This window comes from Bacillus sp. EB V-12 (genome assembly GCF_056158125.1).
Genome location: NZ_JBUXJL010000001.1, coordinates 776,761 through 797,346, shown reverse-complemented (window position 1 = coordinate 797,346; position 20,586 = coordinate 776,761). Strand labels below are relative to the sequence as shown.

The window sequence follows — 20,586 nt, the reverse complement described above, 5'->3', positions numbered from 1 at the left end:
CCTTACGATTCTACAATTCTTCAACAATTATGTTGTGATTCGTATAAACACAAATATCGCCAGCAATCTCTAAACTCGCTTTCGCAATTTGCTTCGCTGTTAAGTGTTCACTTGCATATTGCTTTAAAGCACGACCTGCAGAAAGTGCATAATTCCCACCAGATCCAATTGCTAAAATACCATCATCCGGTTCAATCACTTCTCCTGTACCTGAAACAAGGAGCATAGTTGTTTTATCCATGACAATGAGCATCGCTTCTAGCTGACGTAACATTTTATCGCCACGCCATTGTTTTGCCATTTCAACAGCAGCACGCTGCAAGTTGCCATTATACTCTTCTAATTTCCCTTCAAACATTTCAAAAAGAGTAAATGCGTCAGCAACTGATCCTGCGAAACCAGCTAAAACTTTACCTTGGAAAAGTTTACGAACTTTACGAGCTGTATGTTTCATTACAACAGCATTTCCCATTGTCACTTGGCCATCTCCAGCCATTGCACATTCTCCATTATGATGAACTGCAAATATCGTTGTAGCGTGGAAATTTCCCATAGAAAAAACTCCTTTATTTGTTTTTATAGCTTTTAAAGCAATTTATGCCCGCGGGTGATGCTTCATGTAAACAGAACGCAATCTTTCTTTAGAGACATGCGTATAAATTTGTGTCGTCGACAAATTTTCATGGCCTAATAGCTCCTGTACAGTACGTAAATCCGCCCCTTCATCTAGCATATGTGTAGCAAATGTATGCCTTAACATATGGGGACTTATCCGCATTGTCAGCGAAGCCTTTTTAATGAGTTCATTTAAAACATAACGAACCCCACGACTTGTTAGCGGTGTACCTTTCGCATTTAAAAATACCATATGAGAATCTTCGTCAGTCTTATTAACTAACTGTTTTCTCCCATTCTCTATATAAGTAATTAAAGAATCTTGCGCATAGCTTCCGAACGGAATATACCTTTGTTTTTTTCCTTTTCCCATTACTAAAATTGTTCCCACCGCAAAGTCAATATCGGTAAGTTGTAAATTGACACATTCACTCACACGGATCCCAGTCGCATACATCAACTCTAATAAAGCTTGATTCCTTTGGCCTAATGGCGTTTCCGTGTCAGAAACTTCAAATAATTCCTCTAACTCTTCAGCATATAAAAACTTTGGGATTGACAATTCTTTTTTGGGGAGTGACGCAAGTGCAAACGGATTATCCTTTCGATAACCTTCACGCATCAAAAAACGATATAAACTTCGTAAGCTTGATACTTTTCTTGCGACAGATTTACGGGCTAACTTTTCATCGTGCAACGTCGTTAAGTACAAACGAACATCCGCGTATGTAACGTCTAAAAAAGAGGATATGCCTTCTCGTTCCATAAATTGCACAAAATGTTCTAAATCATTTTGATAACTTGCAATTGTATATTTTGAATAATTTCTTTCAATTTGTAAATATCCAACGAATAATTGTAACAATTTCTTCACATTCACACAACTCACCTCAATAAAGGCTACTAAATCGTATCACAACTTAGTAGCCTTTGCAAGAAATTTAACTAAATATTTACAAAATTTCGAATCGTTTCTAAAGCGCGTGCTGCGTTCGCTTCATTTCGTTCTGCTTTCTTTTTAATCTTCTTCTCTAACGGTGCAAATAGACCGAAGTTCGCATTCATCGGCTGGAAGTTTTTAGCGTTCGTTGCCGTAATGTAATTTGCCATGCTACCCATCGCAGTTACTGGCGGTAATACAACTGGCTCTTCACCTTGCACAAGACGCGCAGCATTAATTCCTGCTAATAATCCTGATGCTGCTGATTCAACATATCCCTCTACTCCAGTCATTTGACCAGCGAAGAATAAATCATCACGTTGTTTATATTGATATGTTGGACGAAGCAAATTAGGTGAATTAATAAACGTATTACGATGCATTACACCATAACGTACAATCTCTGCATTTTCCAATCCCGGAATTAACTGTAGCACTTCTTTTTGCGGTCCCCACTTTAAATGAGTTTGGAAACCTACGATATTGTATAAAGTTCCCGCTGCATCATCTTGACGTAACTGAACAACAGCATATGGCGTTTTCCCTGTTTTTGGATCTTCCAATCCAACAGGTTTCATAGGTCCAAATACTAACGTCTGTCTCCCTCTACTTGCCATAACTTCTACTGGCATACAACCTTCAAAGAAAATTTCTTTTTCAAACTCTTTTAAAGGCACTGTCTCAGCAGCAATTAGAGCCTCATAAAAACGATCAAACTCTTCTTCTGTCATTGGGCAATTTAAATATGCAGCTTCACCTTTGTCATAACGCGATTTTAAATATACTTTATTCATGTCAATACTGTCTTTTTCTACGATTGGGGCTGCAGCATCATAGAAGTAGAAATAATCTTCTCCTGTTAATTCTTTCAATTTTGCAGAAAGATCAGGAGATGTTAATGGACCTGTAGCAATAATTGTCGGTCCCTCTGGAATATCTGTAATTTCTTCATTCATTACAGTTACATTTGGATGGTTCTTTACGTATTCTGTTACTTTAGCTGCGAACTCATGACGATCTACAGCTAAAGCACCTCCAGCTGGTACAGAGCACTCATCCGCCGCACGAATAATTACAGAATCCATTAAGCGCATTTCCTCTTTAATAACTCCAACTGCATTTGTTAAAGTGTTTGCACGAAGTGAGTTACTACATACTAATTCAGCGAATTTATCTGTGTGATGAGCTGGCGTTTGCCTTACCGGTCTCATTTCATATAATCTAACTTGGACACCACGTTTTGCAATTTGGTAAGCCGCTTCACTTCCTGCAAGACCTGCGCCAATGACGTTTACTACTTGTGTTGTCATTTATATCACCTTTCCTTTTCTTCCCGAAAAAAATGTGAGCAGTTACGCTCACATTTGTTGTTCTTCTTCATAATCGCACGAAATACATTGTACTTGCACGCCTTTTTTCAACTTTTTCTCTACAAGCATGCCTTCGCACTTCGGACACTTACGACCAATTGGCTTATCCCAAGATACAAAGTCGCATTCCGGATACGTACCGCACCCATAGAAAAGACGTTTCTTTTTATTACTACGGCGTTCAATAATTTGACCCTTATCACACTTTGGACAAGTAACACCGATTTCTTTCACAATCGGCTTTGTATTACGACAATCTGGGAAATTCGAGCAAGCCATAAATTTCCCGTATTTACCCATTTTAAAGACCATTGGGTGATTACATAATTCACAATCTTCCCCAGCTGGTTCATCTTTAATTTCCACTTCACGCATTTCTTTTTCCGCTTTTTCTAAACGCGGTTCAAAACCTACGTAGAAATCATCAACAATTTTTACCCAATTCGCATTTCCTTCTTCTACTTCATCAAGGCTTTGCTCCATATTGGCAGTAAATTCAATGTTAATAATTTCTGGGAAAAACTCTAAAATAAGTTCAATTACTATTTCACCAAGTTCAGTCGGAACGAAGCGTTTATTATCCAAACCTACATACCCACGCTTTTGAATTGTTTCAAGTGTAGGTACATATGTTGACGGTCTTCCAATTCCAAGTTCTTCAAGTGTTCTTACTAGGCGAGCCTCTGTATAGCGCGGAGGAGGTTGTGTAAAATGTTGCTTTGGTTCTAAATCCTTTGAAAATACAGTTTCCCCTACTTCTAAAGGTGGCAACATCTTATCCTTTTCTTCAGCACCATCATCTTTTGACTCTACATACACTTTCATAAATCCTGGGAACTTTACAACCGATCCACTTGCACGGAACTGAACATTGTTATTAATGAGTCTCGCTGTCACAGTATCCATTATAGCAGACGCCATTTGACTTGCAACAAATCGCTCCCAAATCAATTTATATAATCGAAGTTGATCACGACCTAAGAAACTTTTTAGTTCCTCTGGCTTTCTCATTACTGAAGTAGGACGAATTGCCTCATGCGCATCTTGTGCATTTGACTTTTTCGTTTCTTTCTTCTTTTCTGTTCCTATGTATTCCGTACCATACGCTTCAGTGATGTAAGTACGAGCCTCTGTTTGAGCTGTTTCTGAGATACGTGTTGAATCAGTTCTCATATACGTAATAAGACCTACAGTTCCTTGTTTTCCAAGATCTATCCCTTCATACAATTGCTGTGCAAGCATCATTGTTTTCTTTGCTCGCATGTTTAACTTACGTGCTGCTTCTTGTTGCAAGGAAGATGTTGTAAACGGTAATGCAGGATTACGTTTTCGCTCTTTGCGCGTTACATTTTCAACTGAAAACGCATTGTCTTTCATCTGTTCAATTATTTCATTCACTTGCGTTTCATTTGTTAATTGAACTTTTTCACCATCTACACCGTAAAAGCTTGCTTCAAATGTGTCTTTTCCTTTTACAAATTCTGTTTTAATTGTCCAGAATTCTTCAGGTTCAAAGTTTTGAATTTCCCTTTCACGCTCGATGATTAAACGAACTGCTACAGATTGTACACGTCCTGCACTTAATCCTTTTTTTACTTTCTTCCATAATAAAGGACTAATATTGTAACCAACAAGACGATCAAGTATACGTCTTGCTTGTTGTGCATCCACTAAATCCATATTAATTGCACGAGGATGTTTAAATGATTCTTTGATTGCATCTTTCGTAATCTCATTAAACACAACCCGACAATCTGATTCAACGTCCACATTTAACGTATTCGCTAAATGCCAAGCAATCGCTTCCCCTTCACGGTCTGGATCGGCCGCGAGATAGACTTTCTTCGCTTTTTTCGCCGCTGATTTTAAATCTTTTAAGACGGGACCTTTACCACGAATGGTAATATACTTCGGGGTGAAGTTGTTCTTTACTTCTATCCCCATTTGACTTTTTGGCAAATCGCGAACATGTCCCATAGACGCGACAACTTTGTATTTTTTCCCTAAATATTTCTCAATGGTCTTCGCCTTAGAAGGCGACTCCACGATTACGAGGTAATCTGACATGCTAGTGCCTCCTTAAGAGGTGGATTCAAGTCTTCATTAATCTTATTGATTTCTCTTGTTTTTGTCAATCAAGAATGAATATACCATACAGTGCCAATCTACCATTTGTCAATAATTGTTTAATAAAAACATAAAAATATAAGATTAATTTAAAATCTCTTCCAAGATATCTTCTGCATTTCTTACTAGTTTTGCTCCTTGCTGAATAAGATGATTCGTTCCCGATGCCCCCTCTATAAATATAGGTCCAGGAAGCGCAAACACCTCTCTATTTTGCTCTAACGCAAGGTCTGCAGTAATAAGTGTTCCACTTCTCGATTTCGCTTCTACAACTAAAACACCTTTACTTATACCACTAATAATCCGGTTCCTTTTTGGAAAATACCATTTTTTCGGTGCATAGTGCGGCGGATACTCTGTCAATAACAATATATATTCCTTCCACATTTCATATAAATGTCTATTTTCTTTCGGATACATAAAAGACAATCCATGCCCTAATATCGCAATAGTCGGGCGATGATGCCTTACTGTAATCTCATGAGACATTGTATCTATCCCTTTTGCAAACCCACTGACAATAAGCCACTCTCTTTCTAATAAGGGGTGTAAAATAAACTTCAAACTCTCATGACCATATAATGATGGTTCTCTCGTTCCAACAACTGCTAATTTATTTACTTTATTCAGGAAATCTTTCTCTCCTTTTCCATATAAAACGAAGGGAGGGTCTTGTATTTCACGTAATAATTGCGGATAATCTTCATCCCATATCGTTATATAAAAAATACGATTTCTCTCTAAATAAGATATATATTGCGGAAGATTTGAACTTTGAAGAAATTTTACTAGTTCTGAAGATTTTTTCGAGGATATTCCAGTGTAGTGTTCCATTTGTTTTTCGTTAAATTTATATATGTTCTTTAATTCTGGATCGACATATAGTAGCCTCTCCATCGCTTTCCAATAATCTGCTAGCAAGTAATGAAGATGTAATAATCTCTCTCTTTTCATCTTGATTCTCCTTACCCATAATTTTTATTATGTAAACAGAAAAAAGTGTAAAAAGACACCCTCAAGTAAGAAGGTGTCTTTCAACAGATTAATAGTTTTTACAAGTCTCAAATAAACCTTTTTCTTTTAAAACAGAGATTAGCGTTTCTCCCATAACTGCTGGAGTTTCAGCTACTTTAATGCCACAAGCTTCCATTGTTTTAATCTTTTCAGCAGCAGTTCCTTTACCGCCAGAAATGATTGCACCAGCATGGCCCATACGTTTGCCAGCAGGCGCTGTTTGACCACCAATGAAGCCTACAACAGGTTTTGTCATATTAGCTTTTACCCATTCAGCTGCCTCTTCTTCTGCTGTACCGCCGATTTCACCAATCATAATTACAGCATGTGTTTCTTCATCTTCATTAAATGCTTTTAACGCATCAATAAAGTCTGTACCGTTAACAGGGTCTCCGCCGATACCTACAGCAGTAGATTGGCCAATACCTTCTTGTGTTAACTGATGTACAGCTTCATAAGTTAATGTACCAGAGCGAGATACGATACCAACATGACCTTTTTTATGAATATATCCTGGCATAATACCAATCTTACATTCATCTGGTGTGATTACACCTGGGCAGTTTGGTCCAAGTAAACGTGTATGTTTACCCGCCATATATCTCTTTACGTTTACCATATCTAATACAGGAATCCCTTCAGTAATACATACTACTAAATCAATTTCTGCATCAACAGCTTCCATAATTGCATCTGCCGCAAAAGCGGGTGGAACGTATACAACTGAAGCGTTTGCGCCTGTTGCTTTCACTGCATCTTCTACTGTATCAAATACTGGTACACCTTCAATATCAGTGCCGCCCTTACCTGGTGTTACACCACCGACAATTTTCGTACCGTATTCAATCATTTGTTTTGTATGGAATAAACCTTGAGAACCTGTAATACCTTGAACAATAACTTTTGTATCTTTATTAACTAATACGCTCATTTTTCTCCCCCGCTTTCTATTAGCCCACTAGTGAAACAATTTTTTGTGCACCGTCTGCCATAGATTCTGCTGCAACAATATTTAAGCCAGACTCATTTAAAATTTTCTTACCTAGTTCTACGTTTGTGCCTTCAAGACGTACAACTAAAGGTAACTCAAGACCTACTTGTTTCGTTGCTTCAATAACACCTTCTGCAATAACATCACACTTCATAATGCCACCAAAAATGTTAACGAAGATACCTTTTACATTTTTGTCAGAAAGGATAATTTTGAATGCTTCTGTAACTTTTTCTGCAGTTGCACCGCCACCAACATCTAAGAAGTTAGCTGGGTCACCGTGGTAATGTTTAATGATATCCATTGTAGCCATCGCTAAACCTGCACCATTAACCATACAACCGATATTTCCATCTAAAGGAATGTAGTTTAAATCGTATTTTGAAGCTTCAATTTCTTTTGAATCCTCTTCATCAAGATCACGAAGCTCTAAAATGTCTTTATGGCGATATAACGCATTAGAATCAAAGTTTAATTTTGCATCTAATGCCATAACTTTACCTTCGCCTGTTGTAACAAGTGGGTTAATCTCAGCGATAGAGCAATCTTTTTCGATAAACGCACGATATAAGCCCATCATAAACTTCACAGCTTGTCCTACAAGCTCTTTTGGAATATTGATGTTAAATGCAATTCGGCGCGCTTGGAAACCTTGCAAGCCTACTGCTGGATCAATATATTCTTTAAAGATTTTTTCAGGTGTTTTTTCTGCTACTTCTTCAATTTCTGTTCCGCCTTCTTCAGACGCCATTAAAACAACTTGAGAAGTTGCACGATCTAAAACTAGACCTACATAATATTCTTTTTTAATATCGCAACCTTCTTCGATAAGTAAGCGTTTTACTTCCTTACCTTCAGGACCTGTTTGATGTGTCACAAGTGTAGTTCCTAAAATGCTTTCTGCATATGTACGAACTTCATCTAAATTTTTTGCAACTTTTACTCCGCCAGCTTTGCCGCGTCCACCAGCGTGAATTTGTGCTTTCACTACACATACATCTGTTCCTAATTCTTTCGCTGCTTCTACAGCTTCTTCTACTGTAAATGCAACCTTCCCGTTCGGAACGCTAACCCCATAGCTTCTAAGGACTGCCTTACCTTGGTACTCATGGATATTCATGGTCCCATCCTCCCCTGTTTTCCTGTTTTACTCGAAAAGTTTTTTAATGTTTAAAAAACATTACATTGCCATTGTATAAGATGATTGGCACGCTGTCTACAATAAAGTGTCAGAAAACTGAAATCGCTTTATTCTTTTTCGAAAATAGTAATGTTTATATGCCAAAATAAAAAAATAAGCTGTATATTTACAGCTTATTTTTGAATCATATCTTTAATTGGTGCGAATGACTTGCGGTGTTCATCTAGTACTCCATGCACTTCAATTGCCTCTAAATGTTGCTTTGTGCCATATCCCATATGTTGCTCAAATCCATATTCAGGATACTTCTCTCCCAGTTCTTTCATCATACGATCTCTCGTTACTTTTGCTATAATGGATGCTGCTGAAATCGAAACACTTTTCGCATCACCTTTAATAATTGATGTTTGCGGAATTGGTGTAGGAAGCTTCATCGCATCAATTAATAAATGTTGGGGTGTACAAGATAAATTTGCAACTGCATCTAACATCGCTTGTTTCGTTGCTTGGTAAATATTAATATCATCAATAACTTGCGGTGATACAATTCCTACTCCAATTGCAATTGCTTGTACTTTTATTTCATCATAAAAACGCTCACGTTTCGCTTCACTCAACTTTTTCGAGTCATTTAACCCTGGAATATAAAAATCCTCAGGAAGAACGACAGCTGCCGTCACAACAGGCCCAGCCAATGGCCCACGCCCTACTTCATCAATACCCGCGATATATGTGACCCCTTTTTCACGCAAAGCATTTTCATACTTGGACATTTCAAAAAACTTCTCTTTTTCTTTCTGTTCTAACTCTTTTTGTTTATACCACTTCAAAACGAGCTTTTGAACACCTTTTCGATCATCTTTCATTAACAGTTGAAAGCGATCATCTTCTTCATTCATAATTTCTTTCAATACATTTTCCGCTTCTTTTATCGTCATAGTTTGCATTTATACAAGCTCCTTTTTAAACATATCCAAAAAGAAAAGACGCACAAACGCACGTCTTATACTTCTTCTATTTTTTCCACATCTTCCACTTGCTCTCCAAACTCTTCCGGTGTTTCAAACGTCATTTTTCCAAGTTTGCCACCACGAAGCTCACGAAGCACAAGCTCAGATGTCTTATCATAATCAATCATTCCGCCGCCCATTAAGCAGCCTCTATTTTTTCCAATTGCATCGAATAATTCCACAATATCTTCTGGAATCTCATTTAAATTATAGCGTTCTTTCAAGCGTTCTGGATAATGTTTCTCCATAAAACGTAATGCGTAAACAGCTACATCTTGTAAATTTAAAATTGAATCTTTAATTGCACCCGTTGTCGCTAAACGAAGACCCACTAATTGATCTTCAAATTTAGGCCACAGAATACCTGGTGTATCTAACAATTCCATTTCCTTCCCAACTTTAATCCATTGTTGAGCTGTTGTCACACCTGGACGATCTCCTGTTTTAGCAATATTTTTCTTTGCCAATTTATTAATCAATGTAGATTTACCAACATTTGGTATACCTACAATTAATGCACGAATCGCTCTCGGTCTAATACCTTTTGCAACCATTTTATCAAATTTTTCTTTAACAAGCACTTTACAAGCTGCTGCAATTTCCTTCATACCTTGTCCAGCTTGCGCGTTAATCGAAATTGCCATATGGCCTTTTTCTTTAAAATATGCGATCCATTGTTTTGTTAAACGATCATCCGCCATATCCGCTTTATTTAAAACAACAAGCCTTGGCTTATGTGTAATGATTTCATCAATCATTGGGTTTCGAGATGATAATGGTAATCGAGCATCTACAAGTTCAATTACAACATCAATTAATTTTAATTTCTCCGTTACTTGGCGTCTAGCCTTCGCCATATGCCCTGGAAACCATTGAATTACCATGTTGCCACCTTCTTTTTCATTTATTTCACAATACGTGCGTCTTCTAACGGCCAATATAACATATTAGCTTTACCAATTACTTGATCCATTGAAATCGTACCGATTGAACGGCTATCTTTACTAAAACGACGATTATCACCTAAAACAAATAATTGATCTTTTGGAACGGTTTTCTTGCCTGTCATTTCTTCAAGATTAAAATCATATGTAAGCGGTCCATCAGCAATTTGCTTTTTCTGCTTGTCTAAATACGGCTCCTCATAAGCCTTTCCGTTAACATACAGTTTATCATTACGATACTCTATTTCATCGCCTGGCAGGCCTATAATGCGCTTAATGTAATCTTTATCTTCTGTTGCTCGAAATACGATAATATCAAAGCGTTTTGGATCTCCAATGTGATAACCAATTTTATTCACAATCATTCGATCACGATCATGTAAAGTAGGTGCCATCGATACCCCGTCTACGAGAATTGGCGCAAAGAAAAACTGTCTAATAACACCAGCTAATACAACAGCAATCAAAATTGCTTTAATCCATTCCCAAAGTGAACTCTTCTCTTTTTTCATGCATTTCCCCTCCACGGTTATGTAAACTGCTCGTATTATACCAAAATTTCATATAGATTGGAAAAAGGGAGCTTGTGCATTTACAAGCTCCCATACATGTCTTATCGAATTTCTTTAATACGTGCTTTTTTACCGCGAAGGTTACGTAAGTAGTATAACTTAGCACGACGTACTTTACCACGGCGAAGTACTTCGATTTTCGCGATTCTTGGCGTGTGAACTGGGAATGTACGCTCAACACCTACACCGTAAGAAATCTTACGAACTGTGAATGTTTCACTGATTCCGCCACCACGACGTTTAATTACAACACCTTCGAAAAGCTGAATTCTTTCACGAGTTCCCTCAACAACTTTTACGTGTACACGTAAAGTGTCACCAGGACGGAATGAAGGAAGGTCAGTTTTTAATTGGCCTTTTGTAATTTCTGCGATTAATTGTTGCATATTAAATTCTCTCCTTTAAACAGATGCTCTTATAAAGTCTTAATAAATTACAGCGGAACATCGTTAATACGGCTACTGATTTCAGTAGCACAAATGTTATAATAGCATATTACTAGGCCTGTTGCAATAGCAAATATATGAAGTTATTACTGCTCTCGCTTTATTTCCTCAAGCCATTTTTTCTCTTGTTTAGATAACTCTCTCTCATCTAACAAATCAGGTCTACGCGTATACGTTCGACGCAAAGATTCCTTATGTCGCCATTCATCAATGTTTTTATGATTCCCTGACATTAATACATCCGGTACCTTCATACCACGAAAATCAGCTGGACGTGTATAATGAGGATGCTCTAATAAACCTGTACTAAACGAATCCTCTACTTGTGAAGCATGATTTCCTAGCACACCTGGCAAGAGACGTACAACACTATCAGTAATAACCATAGAGGCTAATTCTCCGCCCGTTAATACATAGTCACCAATAGAAATCTCATCCGTTACGAGATGCTCACGAATTCGTTCGTCATACCCTTCATAATGCCCACATACGAAGATCAAATGTTCTTCCCCTGCAAGCTCTTCCGCTTTCTTCTGCGTAAATCTTTCGCCCTGCGGACACATTAAGACAACTCTAGGCTTACGCTCTGTCTCTTTCGTCAAATCTTCTACAGCATCAAAAATAGGCTGAGGAGTAAGCACCATACCAGCTCCTCCGCCGTAAGGATAATCGTCTACGCTATTATGCTTACTTGTTGTATAATCACGAAAGTTAACAACACGAAGGTTTACCGCTTCTTTTTCTTGCGCCTTCTTTAATATAGAAGATCCAAATACACCGGTAAACATGTCTGGGAACAACGTTAAAATATCAATTTTCATTATAGCAGCCCTTCCATTACATGAATGGTTACTAATTTATTTTCAATATTAACTTGAAGTACAACGTCATCGATATAAGGAATTAAAAGATCTTGACCCTTCGGGCGTTTAATTACCCAAACATCATTTGCACCAGGAGATAGAATCTCTTTGATTGTCCCTAGCGCTTCTCCTTCTTCCGTTACAACACTGCAACCAATAATTTCATGATAGTAGTATTCACCTTCAGCAAGTTCACCTAACTGCTCTTCTGGTACTTTTATTAAAGAACCTTTAAACTTCTCTACTTCATCTACATTGTTATATCCTTCAAATGTTAATAAATCGAATGTCTTATGTTGGCGATGAGAAGTTACCTTCACCGGAAGGTAGTCTGTGCCTTTCTCATTCGATATGTATAACGTGTTTCCTACTTTATATCGCTCTTCTGGAAAATCAGTACGAGAAATAACACGGATTTCCCCTCTTACGCCATGAGTATTTACAATCTTCCCTACGTTAAACCATTTTGTCATAAATAGTATGTCACCCCTGGTTTCTATATAAATTAAGCATCTCCATTTCACAGATGGAACATGCACTCTCTATTTAAATGTTAAAAAAGGGAGAGGAATAACTCCTCGCCCTTTTTTACGTTTATTGAATTTCCAGTGTTACTTTTTCATCATTATGATGTCCCACTGAATACAAGAGCATTCGAATCGCTTTCGCAACTCTCCCTTGCTTTCCAATGACTTTTCCAACATCCTCAGGATGTACAGTTAATCGATACTTTATCTCTCCGTTGCAAAGTTCCTGTGTAACTTTTACATCTTCAGGATAATCGACAAGAGGCTTGACAATCGTCTCGACTAACTTCTTCATAGTCATTGCCTCAATTACTTACCTTGTTTAGATAAGTGGAATTTCTCCATGATACCTTGGTTAGAGAATAAGTTACGAACTGTATCAGATGGTTTAGCACCATTTCCTAACCATTTTAATGCTGCTTCTTCGTTGATCTTAACTTCAGCTGGTTGAGCAACTGGATTGTAAGTTCCGATTTCCTCAATGAAACGTCCGTCACGAGGAGAACGAGAATCTGCAACAACTACACGATAGAAAGGAGTTTTTTTAGCTCCCATACGTTTTAAACGAATTTTAACTGCCATTTATAAAGCACCTCCGAATTTATTTCACACAGATAATTATATTAGCAAAAAGACTATTACTTTGTAAAGTATTTTTTCTTAACAGAGCCATCTTTTTTTCCTTACATGAATGGAAACTTCAATCCACCTAGTCCTTTTTTCTTACCTTTTTGCATTCCCGTCATCGTCTTCATCATTTTTTTCATGTCATCGAATTGTTTAATTAGACGATTGATTTCTTGTACAGTTGTACCGCTACCTTTGGCAATGCGCTTTTTGCGACTAGCATTGATTATTTCCGGTTGTTCTCGTTCTAATTTAGTCATAGAACGAATAATTGCCTCAATATGCCCAATTTGTTTTTCATCAACTTGTGCATTTTTCAGCCCTTTAATTTTATTTGCACCAGGAAGCATTCCTAACAATTCATCAAGCGGCCCAAGTTGACGCACTTGTCCAAGTTGTTCTAGGAAATCGTCAAGCGTAAACGAAAGCGTACGCATTTTTTGCTCAAGTTCTTTCGCTTTCTCTTCATCAACTGTAGCTTGCGCTTTTTCAATCAATGTTAAGACATCGCCCATCCCTAAAATACGGGATGCCATACGCTCTGGATGGAACGCTTCAATTGCATCTAGTTTTTCACCCATACCAGCAAATTTAATCGGCGTGTTTGTTACAGCCTTAATAGATAATGCAGCACCACCGCGCGTATCACCATCTAATTTCGTTAATACAACACCTGTTAAACCTAACTGTTCATGGAAACTTTGTGCAACATTTACCGCGTCTTGTCCCGTCATCGCATCGACAACAAGGAAAATTTCATCCGGTTTCGCAACTTCTTTAACTTTCGCTAATTCATCCATTAGTTCTTCATCAATATGCAGGCGACCCGCTGTATCGATTAAAACATAATCGTGATGATCTTCTTTTGCTTTTGCAATCGCTTGTTTCGCAATTTCAACAGGACTTACTTGATCTCCTAAAGAGAATACAGGCATGTCCAATTGCTTCCCTAATGTTTCAAGCTGTTTAATCGCTGCTGGACGGTAAATATCCGCTGCAACAAGCATCGGTTTACGGTTATGCTTTTTACGAAGCAAATTCGCAAGCTTACCTGTCGTCGTTGTTTTACCCGCACCTTGCAGACCAACCATCATAATAACAGTCGGTGGCTTATTAGCAACAGCAATTTTGCTTTGCTCTCCGCCCATAAGTTCTGTAAGTTCTTCCTGTACAACTTTAATTACTTGTTGTCCAGGTGTCAAACTTTTCATTACATCTTGTCCGACAGCACGTTCAGACACACGCTTCACAAAATCTTTTACTACTTTAAAGTTAACATCTGCTTCTAAAAGAGCTAGACGAACTTCTCTCATCATTTCTTTCACATCGGCTTCAGAAACTTTTCCTTTGCCGCGGATTTTTTGCATTGTCTGTTGAAGTCGGTCGGCTAATCCTTCAAATGCCATATTGCCGCCCTCCTAATCTAATTTTTCGATAGCTTCAACAACTTGTTTCATTTCTTCATTCACATGCTCTTCTTCGCTGATTAGCTGTTTTAGCTTTGCAACAAGTCGCTGTCGCTCTTGAAACTTTTGAAGTAATACTAATTTTTCTTCATATTCTTCAAGCATCGCTTCAGTCCGTTTAATGTTATCATACACGGCTTGGCGACTTACATCAAATTCTTCCGCAATTTCACCAAGAGATAAATCATCTAGATAATAAAGCGACATATAACTTCTTTGTTTTTGCGTTAACAACGATTGATAAAAATCAAATAAATAGTTCATTCTCGTTGTTTTTTCGAGCATGTTGGATCATCCTTTGTTAAGTGATTTCCCTTTACATGAATTAGTTTACATGTAGTCCAAAAGAGTGTCAAGTTTTTTTCTTAACATCATATATTTTTTATAGAAAAAGAAGCGGAAATACCGCTCCTTTCACTTATACTTCTTCTGTTTCTACTAAGTTCGCAAATAAACCATACACATATTGTTCTGGATCAAACTGTTGCAAGTCATCCATTTGCTCTCCTAATCCAACAAACTTCACTGGTACATCCATTTCGTTACGAATCGCTAATACAATACCACCTTTAGCAGTTCCATCTAACTTCGTTAAAACAATACCAGTTACATTCGTTGCTTCACGGAATGTTTTCGCTTGGCTTAAACCGTTTTGTCCTGTTGTTGCATCAATAACAAGTAATACTTCATGAGGAGCACCTGGTACTTCACGCTCAATTACACGCTTCACCTTCTCTAATTCTTTCATTAAATTTACTTTATTTTGCAAGCGTCCTGCTGTGTCACATAGTAATACATCTACCTTACGTGCTTTCGCAGCTTGTACAGCGTCATACATAACCGCCGCTGGATCAGATCCAGATCCTTGTTTAATCACTTCTACACCAACGCGATCGCCCCATACTTCTAATTGTTCAATCGCTCCAGCACGGAATGTGTCTCCTGCCGCTAATAGGACTGACTTACCTTCTGATTTAAACTTATGCGCCAGTTTACCAATTGTCGTCGTTTTTCCTACACCATTAACACCAACAAATAAAACAACCGTTAATTGGTCCTCTTGCATATTAATTTCGTTACTAAAATCGCTGTCGCCTTTGTAAATTCCTACTAGTTTTTCTGAAATAACAGCTTGTACTTCTTTTGGATCTTGAATGTTACGACGTTGTACTTCTTCTTTCAATTGGTCAATTAATTCCATTACCGTCGCAACGCCAACGTCTGCACCGATTAAGATTTCTTCTAACTCTTCGAAAAAATCTTCGTCCACTTTACGGTAACGATACACTAAATCATTCACTTTATCCGCAAATGAATTTCTCGTTTTTTCTAATCCTTGTTTAAATTTCTCTGTAACTGTATCCGTTTGTTTTGAAATTTTTTCTTTTAGTTTTTTAAAAAAACTCATACTTTCCCATCCTTCCTATTCACTTGCAACAAGTTCTTCTCCGGCGTCTAAACGAACCGAAACAAGTTTAGATACCCCTGATTCTTGCATTGTTACACCGTACAACACATCAGACTCTTCCATTGTACCTTTTCTATGTGTAATTACAATAAACTGCGTCTCATTACTGAATTTCTTTAAATACTGTGCAAAACGAGCTACATTCGCCTCATCAAGGGCTGCCTCTACCTCATCTAGTACACAGAATGGTACTGGGCGTACTTTTAAAATACCAAATAAAAGCGCAATTGCTGTTAAAGCACGCTCTCCACCTGAAAGTAAACCTAAGTTCTGCAGTTTCTTCCCTGGCGGTTGTGCTACAATATCAATACCCGTATTTAGTAAATCCTCTGGATTAGTCATTACTAAATCCGCTCTACCGCCTCCAAATAATTCAGAGAATACCGATTGAAACTCCATTCTAATGCCTTCAAACGTAGTAGAAAAGCGTTTTTTCATTTCTTCATCCATTTCGGTAATAAGCTGGTGCAATGTCGCTTTCGCTTCTTCTAGGTCATCTCTCTGCTCTAGTAAGAATGTATGACGCTCCGCTACACGTTCATATTCATCAATTGCCCCTAGGTTCACTGTACCTAACTCTTCTATAGATAATTTGATTAATTTTACTTTCTTACGCGCATCTTCTGCAGGCATTGTCATTGTATATTTTAGTTTTGCCGCTTCAAATGAAATCGTATATGTTTCACGTAAATGTTGTAATCTATTTTCCAACTCTACATCAAGTCGATTTATTCTCACTTCTTGATCTTTCAACATTTCAAGAATATATTTATGTTTACCTGTCGTTTCTTTCAAATTGCGCTCTAAATGTTCTACCCTCTCTTGCAACGATACACGTTGTTCACGACGAGAGCGAATTAATTCTGAAGTTTGATTACGATCATATGCTTTCTTCTCAATCATATTCGTAATTTGCTCTTCACCACTTGAATTAGATGTCATTTCTTGTTTTAAGAACGCTAAATCCTCTTTCGTTTTTACAAGTGTCGCATCCGTTTCTTCTTTTTCCTTCGTCAATCGTTCAACTTTTTCTTTTTGATTAAATAAGCGTTGTTGCTTTTCAGCTACCAGAACTTTTAACTCCGTCATTTCTTTTTGAACTTTTTCTTTCGAAGAATGTTGCTCACTTTTTTGTTTTGTTAAAGCTACAATTTTACTATCTAACTTAGTGATATCAGCTTGAAGATTCGTTAAAATCCCTTCTAACTCCTCTTTACGCCCTTGCATTTTTACTCGATCTTGTAAAAACCCTTCAATCTCTAAATCATAAATAGACAATCGATCATTAATACGATGTTCTTCTAATTCTAGACGATTAATCTCTTCTCTTAATTTCTGCTCATCTACACGATCTACTTCTACAGTTTGCCTTAGTTCGCGTATTTTCACTTCTTTTTCTTGAATCTCTTGTTTTACTGCTTTAACAAAGTTTTCTAACTTCATTGTTTTTTCTTCCATATCAGTTAACTTGCGAGTCCACTCTTCCAGTTCACGTTGGCGTCCTAATAAAGAAGATTTCGCTTGCTTTACCGCCCCACCAGTCATAGAACCGCCAGGATTCACTACATCACCTTCGATTGTTACAATGCGATAACGGTATTGCAGTTGTTTCGCCAACTCATTTGCTCCGCGTAAATCTTTCGCAACAATAACCGTACCTAATAAATTTGAAACTACATTTTCATATTTATTGTTGTACTGCACAAGTTCTGCCGCCACACCTACAAACGATGGGTGTTGATTTGCAATGCGTAATTGCTCAAATGATAAAGACCTGCTTTTAATAACAGCTTGCGGTAAAAACGTTGCACGTCCATGTTTATTTTGCTTTAAAAATGCTATCGCATTACGAGCATGCTCCTCTGTTTGTACAACAATGTGCTGCATCGCTGCACCTAGAGCAATTTCCATTGCAACTTCGTATTCTTTCGGTACCGTTAACAGTTCCGCAACAGCACCCTCGATACCTTGCAACCTATTTTCTCTAGCTTTCAATACTTCACGTACACCTTGATAGAATCCAGAATAATCTTCTTGCATCTCTTCAAGCATTTCTTTTCGAGAACGTGCCTGTTGCACAAATTGATATGCTTGATACAGTTTTGTTTCATTTTCACTATACTGCGTCTTACATTTCCCAAGCGCCGCCTCTGTCTTCTGTATGTTTGAGAGAATGCCAGCTACTTTTTCTTTCGCTTGTTCGTAACTTTCTACAAGTTTCGTCTTTTTCGCTGTAATTTCCATACGCATTTCTACATATTTCGCATTCTCTTCATCTAGACGCTCGTTTTTAGACGTTTGCTGTTTAGATTGTTCTTCAATCATAGATAATTCATTACGATGACTAGCTTGTTGATTTAAAAGCTCAATATAGTCACCTTTTAAATTCTCAATCTGTTCCTCTAAATTGTCAGCAAAAGTAGCAAGCAGTTGCTCATTATCATGCAATTTTTGCTCCAACTCTTTTACTTCATTCACAAATTGCATTAAAGCTTCTGTACTTGACTCAATCTCACCATCGTAACTTTTAGCTTTCTCTGTTAATTCAACAATTAACTGCTCAAGTTGCGCACAATGCGTCGTAGCATTTTGCTTTCTCTCTTTTAACAACTCACGCTGCCCTTCAAGTTTTTCTAGCTCTTTACTAGAAAGAAGAAGTACTTCTTGCAACGAGTCTACAGACTCATCTACCGCTTGTAATTGTCCTCGTAATTCCTCAAGCTCTTCTTCACTTTTTTGTAAATTCGTTGACATTTTAGCTTCTTCGTTTTTATTATGCCCAAACTGATTTCGAAGCGCTTCCCATTTCTCGTGCAATTCTTCAATTTCATGGACAATAAGCGCGGCTTCTACTTTCTCTAATTCTTCTTTATTCTCAAGATAATCTTTCGCAATAGAAGCTTGTCTTTCTAAAGGTTCTACTTGACTACTTAATTCATGAATTATATCTTGTACACGATTTAAGTTTTCTTGTGTTTCTGCTAATTTCCCTTCAGCTTTCTTTTTGCGAAGTTTGTATTTTAGTACGCCTGCCGCTTCTTCAAATACACCTCGACGCTCTTCTGACTTACTACTTAAAATCTCTTCCACTTTCCCCTGGCTAATAATTGAAAAAGCTTCTCTTCCCATACCAGAGTCCATAAATAAATCGATAATATCTTTCAATCTACATGATTGTTTATTAATATAAAAATCACTATCACCTGAACGAGATACACGACGTGTTACACACACCTCATTGTATTCAATTGGTAAACGTTGATCTTCATTATTTAAAGTTATTGTTACTTCAGCAACATTAACCGCTCTCCTCGTATCACTGCCTGCAAAAATAATATCCTCCATCTTTGCACCACGTAATGATTTTGCAGATTGTTCACCAAGTACCCAGCGAATTGCATCAGTAATATTACTTTTCCCGCTTCCATTAGGTCCTACTACAGAAGTTACACCTGGGACAAAATCAACAGATACACGCTCAGCAAAAGACTTAAACCCTGCTATTTCTAATCTTTTTAAAAACACGAAAGGCCTTCCTCCTATTCTCCGTCGTTATAAATGTTCTCTATACAAAAACAAGTATTATACGGATTTACCTTCTTTTTCATTATAAACAAAAAGAAAGTTTCATTCTATGCACAAGGAATCCCCCTCATTCAAAGGGGGATTCCTTATAGTTGTTCTTTTAATTTTTTCAATGCTTCTGCAGCAGCTTGTTGCTCTGCTTCTTTTTTCGACTTACCACTACCAAGACCTAAAGCTACGTTATTTAACGTAACACGTGACACAAATTCTCGATTGTGAGCTGGTCCTTTTTCTTGCAAAATTTGATACTCAACATTGCCACTGCCATCACGCTGAATCAATTCTTGCAACTGACTCTTATAATCCATCACATGAGAAAAAGCACCCTCATTAATTTTCGGATATACAATTTCTTTTAAGAATTCCCAAACTGTTTCTAGCCCTTGATCAAGATAAAGGGCACCAATAAACGCTTCAAAGACATCCGCTAATAAAGCTGGTCGTTCACGTCCACCTGTCATTTCTTCACCTTTTCCTAATAAAACAAGGCTACCAAATGACAATTCGTTCGCAAAACGAACAAGAGATGGCTCACATACAATAGCTGCACGTAGTTTTGTTAACTCTCCTTCGCTCATTGTCGGATATTTTTGAAACAGATACTGCGATACAGTCAGTTCCAATACTGCATCTCCAAGAAATTCAAGACGCTCATTATCTTCATGCGGTTTTTTTCGATGCTCATTCACATACGATGAATGCGTAAATGCTTGAATCAATAATTTTTCATCTGTAAACGTAATACCTATCTTTTCTTGAAACACTTTAAATGCTTCACGATATTTTGTTTCGTATTTTTTTTCTCTATATTTTCGGTACGGCATAGGTCCCTCCAGATATAAGCCAGAAAGCCCCGCTAAAAAACGGGACTTCACTTAAG

20 protein-coding genes are annotated in these 20,586 nt (G+C 37.5%); all 20 read right to left on the bottom strand.

The genetic code is table 11. The annotated features are described in order from the left end of the window. Positions 1-10 precede the first annotated feature (10 nt). The 20 genes from hslV to rncS all read right to left on the bottom strand — a co-directional run bounded on the left by hslV (position 11) and on the right by rncS (position 20,530). Positions 11-553, bottom strand: coding sequence for an ATP-dependent protease proteolytic subunit HslV (hslV, locus tag ACZDYH_RS04265; RefSeq protein WP_000526272.1), 543 nt, complete (start codon positions 551-553; stop codon positions 11-13). 42 nt (positions 554-595) lie between these two features. Continuing rightward, complete coding sequence (gene xerC / locus ACZDYH_RS04260; protein WP_001101243.1) at positions 596-1,495, bottom strand: tyrosine recombinase XerC; 900 nt, start codon at positions 1,493-1,495, stop codon at positions 596-598. A gap of 65 nt (positions 1,496-1,560) precedes the next feature. Beyond that, entirely contained in the window at positions 1,561-2,865 is a 1,305-nt protein-coding gene (trmFO, locus tag ACZDYH_RS04255; protein WP_474885752.1) for an FADH(2)-oxidizing methylenetetrahydrofolate--tRNA-(uracil(54)-C(5))-methyltransferase TrmFO, read from the bottom strand. Positions 2,866-2,913: 48 nt separating this feature from the next. After that, complete coding sequence (topA, locus tag ACZDYH_RS04250) at positions 2,914-4,992, bottom strand: type I DNA topoisomerase (protein WP_001286963.1); 2,079 nt, start codon at positions 4,990-4,992, stop codon at positions 2,914-2,916. Between the two features lie 144 nt (positions 4,993-5,136). Then, positions 5,137-6,006, bottom strand: coding sequence for a DNA-processing protein DprA (dprA, locus tag ACZDYH_RS04245; RefSeq protein ID WP_000818043.1), 870 nt, complete (start codon positions 6,004-6,006; stop codon positions 5,137-5,139). Between the two features lie 88 nt (positions 6,007-6,094). Next, entirely contained in the window at positions 6,095-6,997 is a 903-nt protein-coding gene (sucD, locus tag ACZDYH_RS04240; RefSeq protein WP_000115178.1) for a succinate--CoA ligase subunit alpha, read from the bottom strand. Between the two features lie 19 nt (positions 6,998-7,016). Next, a complete protein-coding gene (gene sucC / locus ACZDYH_RS04235) occupies positions 7,017-8,177 on the bottom strand; it encodes an ADP-forming succinate--CoA ligase subunit beta (RefSeq protein WP_001020791.1) in 1,161 nt (386 codons plus the stop codon). A gap of 194 nt (positions 8,178-8,371) precedes the next feature. Beyond that, positions 8,372-9,145, bottom strand: a complete 774-nt coding sequence (locus ACZDYH_RS04230; protein WP_001194265.1) for a ribonuclease HII — start codon at positions 9,143-9,145, stop codon at positions 8,372-8,374. 56 nt (positions 9,146-9,201) lie between these two features. After that, positions 9,202-10,092, bottom strand: coding sequence for a ribosome biogenesis GTPase YlqF (gene ylqF, locus ACZDYH_RS04225; RefSeq protein ID WP_000236704.1), 891 nt, complete (start codon positions 10,090-10,092; stop codon positions 9,202-9,204). 20 nt (positions 10,093-10,112) lie between these two features. Next, positions 10,113-10,664, bottom strand: a complete 552-nt coding sequence (lepB, locus tag ACZDYH_RS04220) for a signal peptidase I (protein WP_000711853.1) — start codon at positions 10,662-10,664, stop codon at positions 10,113-10,115. A 101-nt stretch (positions 10,665-10,765) separates the two neighbouring features. Continuing rightward, entirely contained in the window at positions 10,766-11,110 is a 345-nt protein-coding gene (gene rplS, locus ACZDYH_RS04215; RefSeq protein WP_001186516.1) for a 50S ribosomal protein L19, read from the bottom strand. Between the two features lie 146 nt (positions 11,111-11,256). Further along, positions 11,257-11,991: a tRNA (guanosine(37)-N1)-methyltransferase TrmD gene (gene trmD, locus ACZDYH_RS04210; protein WP_000686903.1), complete on the bottom strand. Its 735-nt coding sequence runs from the start codon at positions 11,989-11,991 to the stop codon at positions 11,257-11,259. Then, on the bottom strand, positions 11,991-12,506 hold the full coding sequence (gene rimM, locus ACZDYH_RS04205) for a ribosome maturation factor RimM (RefSeq protein WP_000170278.1): 516 nt from the start codon (positions 12,504-12,506) through the stop codon (positions 11,991-11,993). Before rimM ends, trmD begins: the two co-directional genes overlap by 1 nt. A gap of 121 nt (positions 12,507-12,627) precedes the next feature. Further along, entirely contained in the window at positions 12,628-12,855 is a 228-nt protein-coding gene (locus ACZDYH_RS04200) for a KH domain-containing protein (RefSeq protein ID WP_000737401.1), read from the bottom strand. A gap of 14 nt (positions 12,856-12,869) precedes the next feature. Continuing rightward, entirely contained in the window at positions 12,870-13,142 is a 273-nt protein-coding gene (gene rpsP, locus ACZDYH_RS04195; protein WP_000268750.1) for a 30S ribosomal protein S16, read from the bottom strand. A 101-nt stretch (positions 13,143-13,243) separates the two neighbouring features. Then, the gene (ffh, locus tag ACZDYH_RS04190; protein ID WP_000863460.1) at positions 13,244-14,593 is read right to left on the bottom strand and encodes a signal recognition particle protein; all 1,350 of its coding nucleotides are present in this window, start codon (positions 14,591-14,593) and stop codon (positions 13,244-13,246) included. A gap of 12 nt (positions 14,594-14,605) precedes the next feature. Beyond that, the gene (locus ACZDYH_RS04185; RefSeq protein ID WP_000891062.1) at positions 14,606-14,938 is read right to left on the bottom strand and encodes a putative DNA-binding protein; all 333 of its coding nucleotides are present in this window, start codon (positions 14,936-14,938) and stop codon (positions 14,606-14,608) included. Positions 14,939-15,071: 133 nt separating this feature from the next. Further along, positions 15,072-16,061: a signal recognition particle-docking protein FtsY gene (ftsY, locus tag ACZDYH_RS04180; protein ID WP_000007655.1), complete on the bottom strand. Its 990-nt coding sequence runs from the start codon at positions 16,059-16,061 to the stop codon at positions 15,072-15,074. A 15-nt stretch (positions 16,062-16,076) separates the two neighbouring features. Then, positions 16,077-19,646, bottom strand: coding sequence for a chromosome segregation protein SMC (gene smc / locus ACZDYH_RS04175; RefSeq protein WP_000478974.1), 3,570 nt, complete (start codon positions 19,644-19,646; stop codon positions 16,077-16,079). Between the two features lie 146 nt (positions 19,647-19,792). After that, the gene (rncS, locus tag ACZDYH_RS04170; RefSeq protein ID WP_001146875.1) at positions 19,793-20,530 is read right to left on the bottom strand and encodes a ribonuclease III; all 738 of its coding nucleotides are present in this window, start codon (positions 20,528-20,530) and stop codon (positions 19,793-19,795) included. Positions 20,531-20,586: the final 56 nt, after the last annotated feature.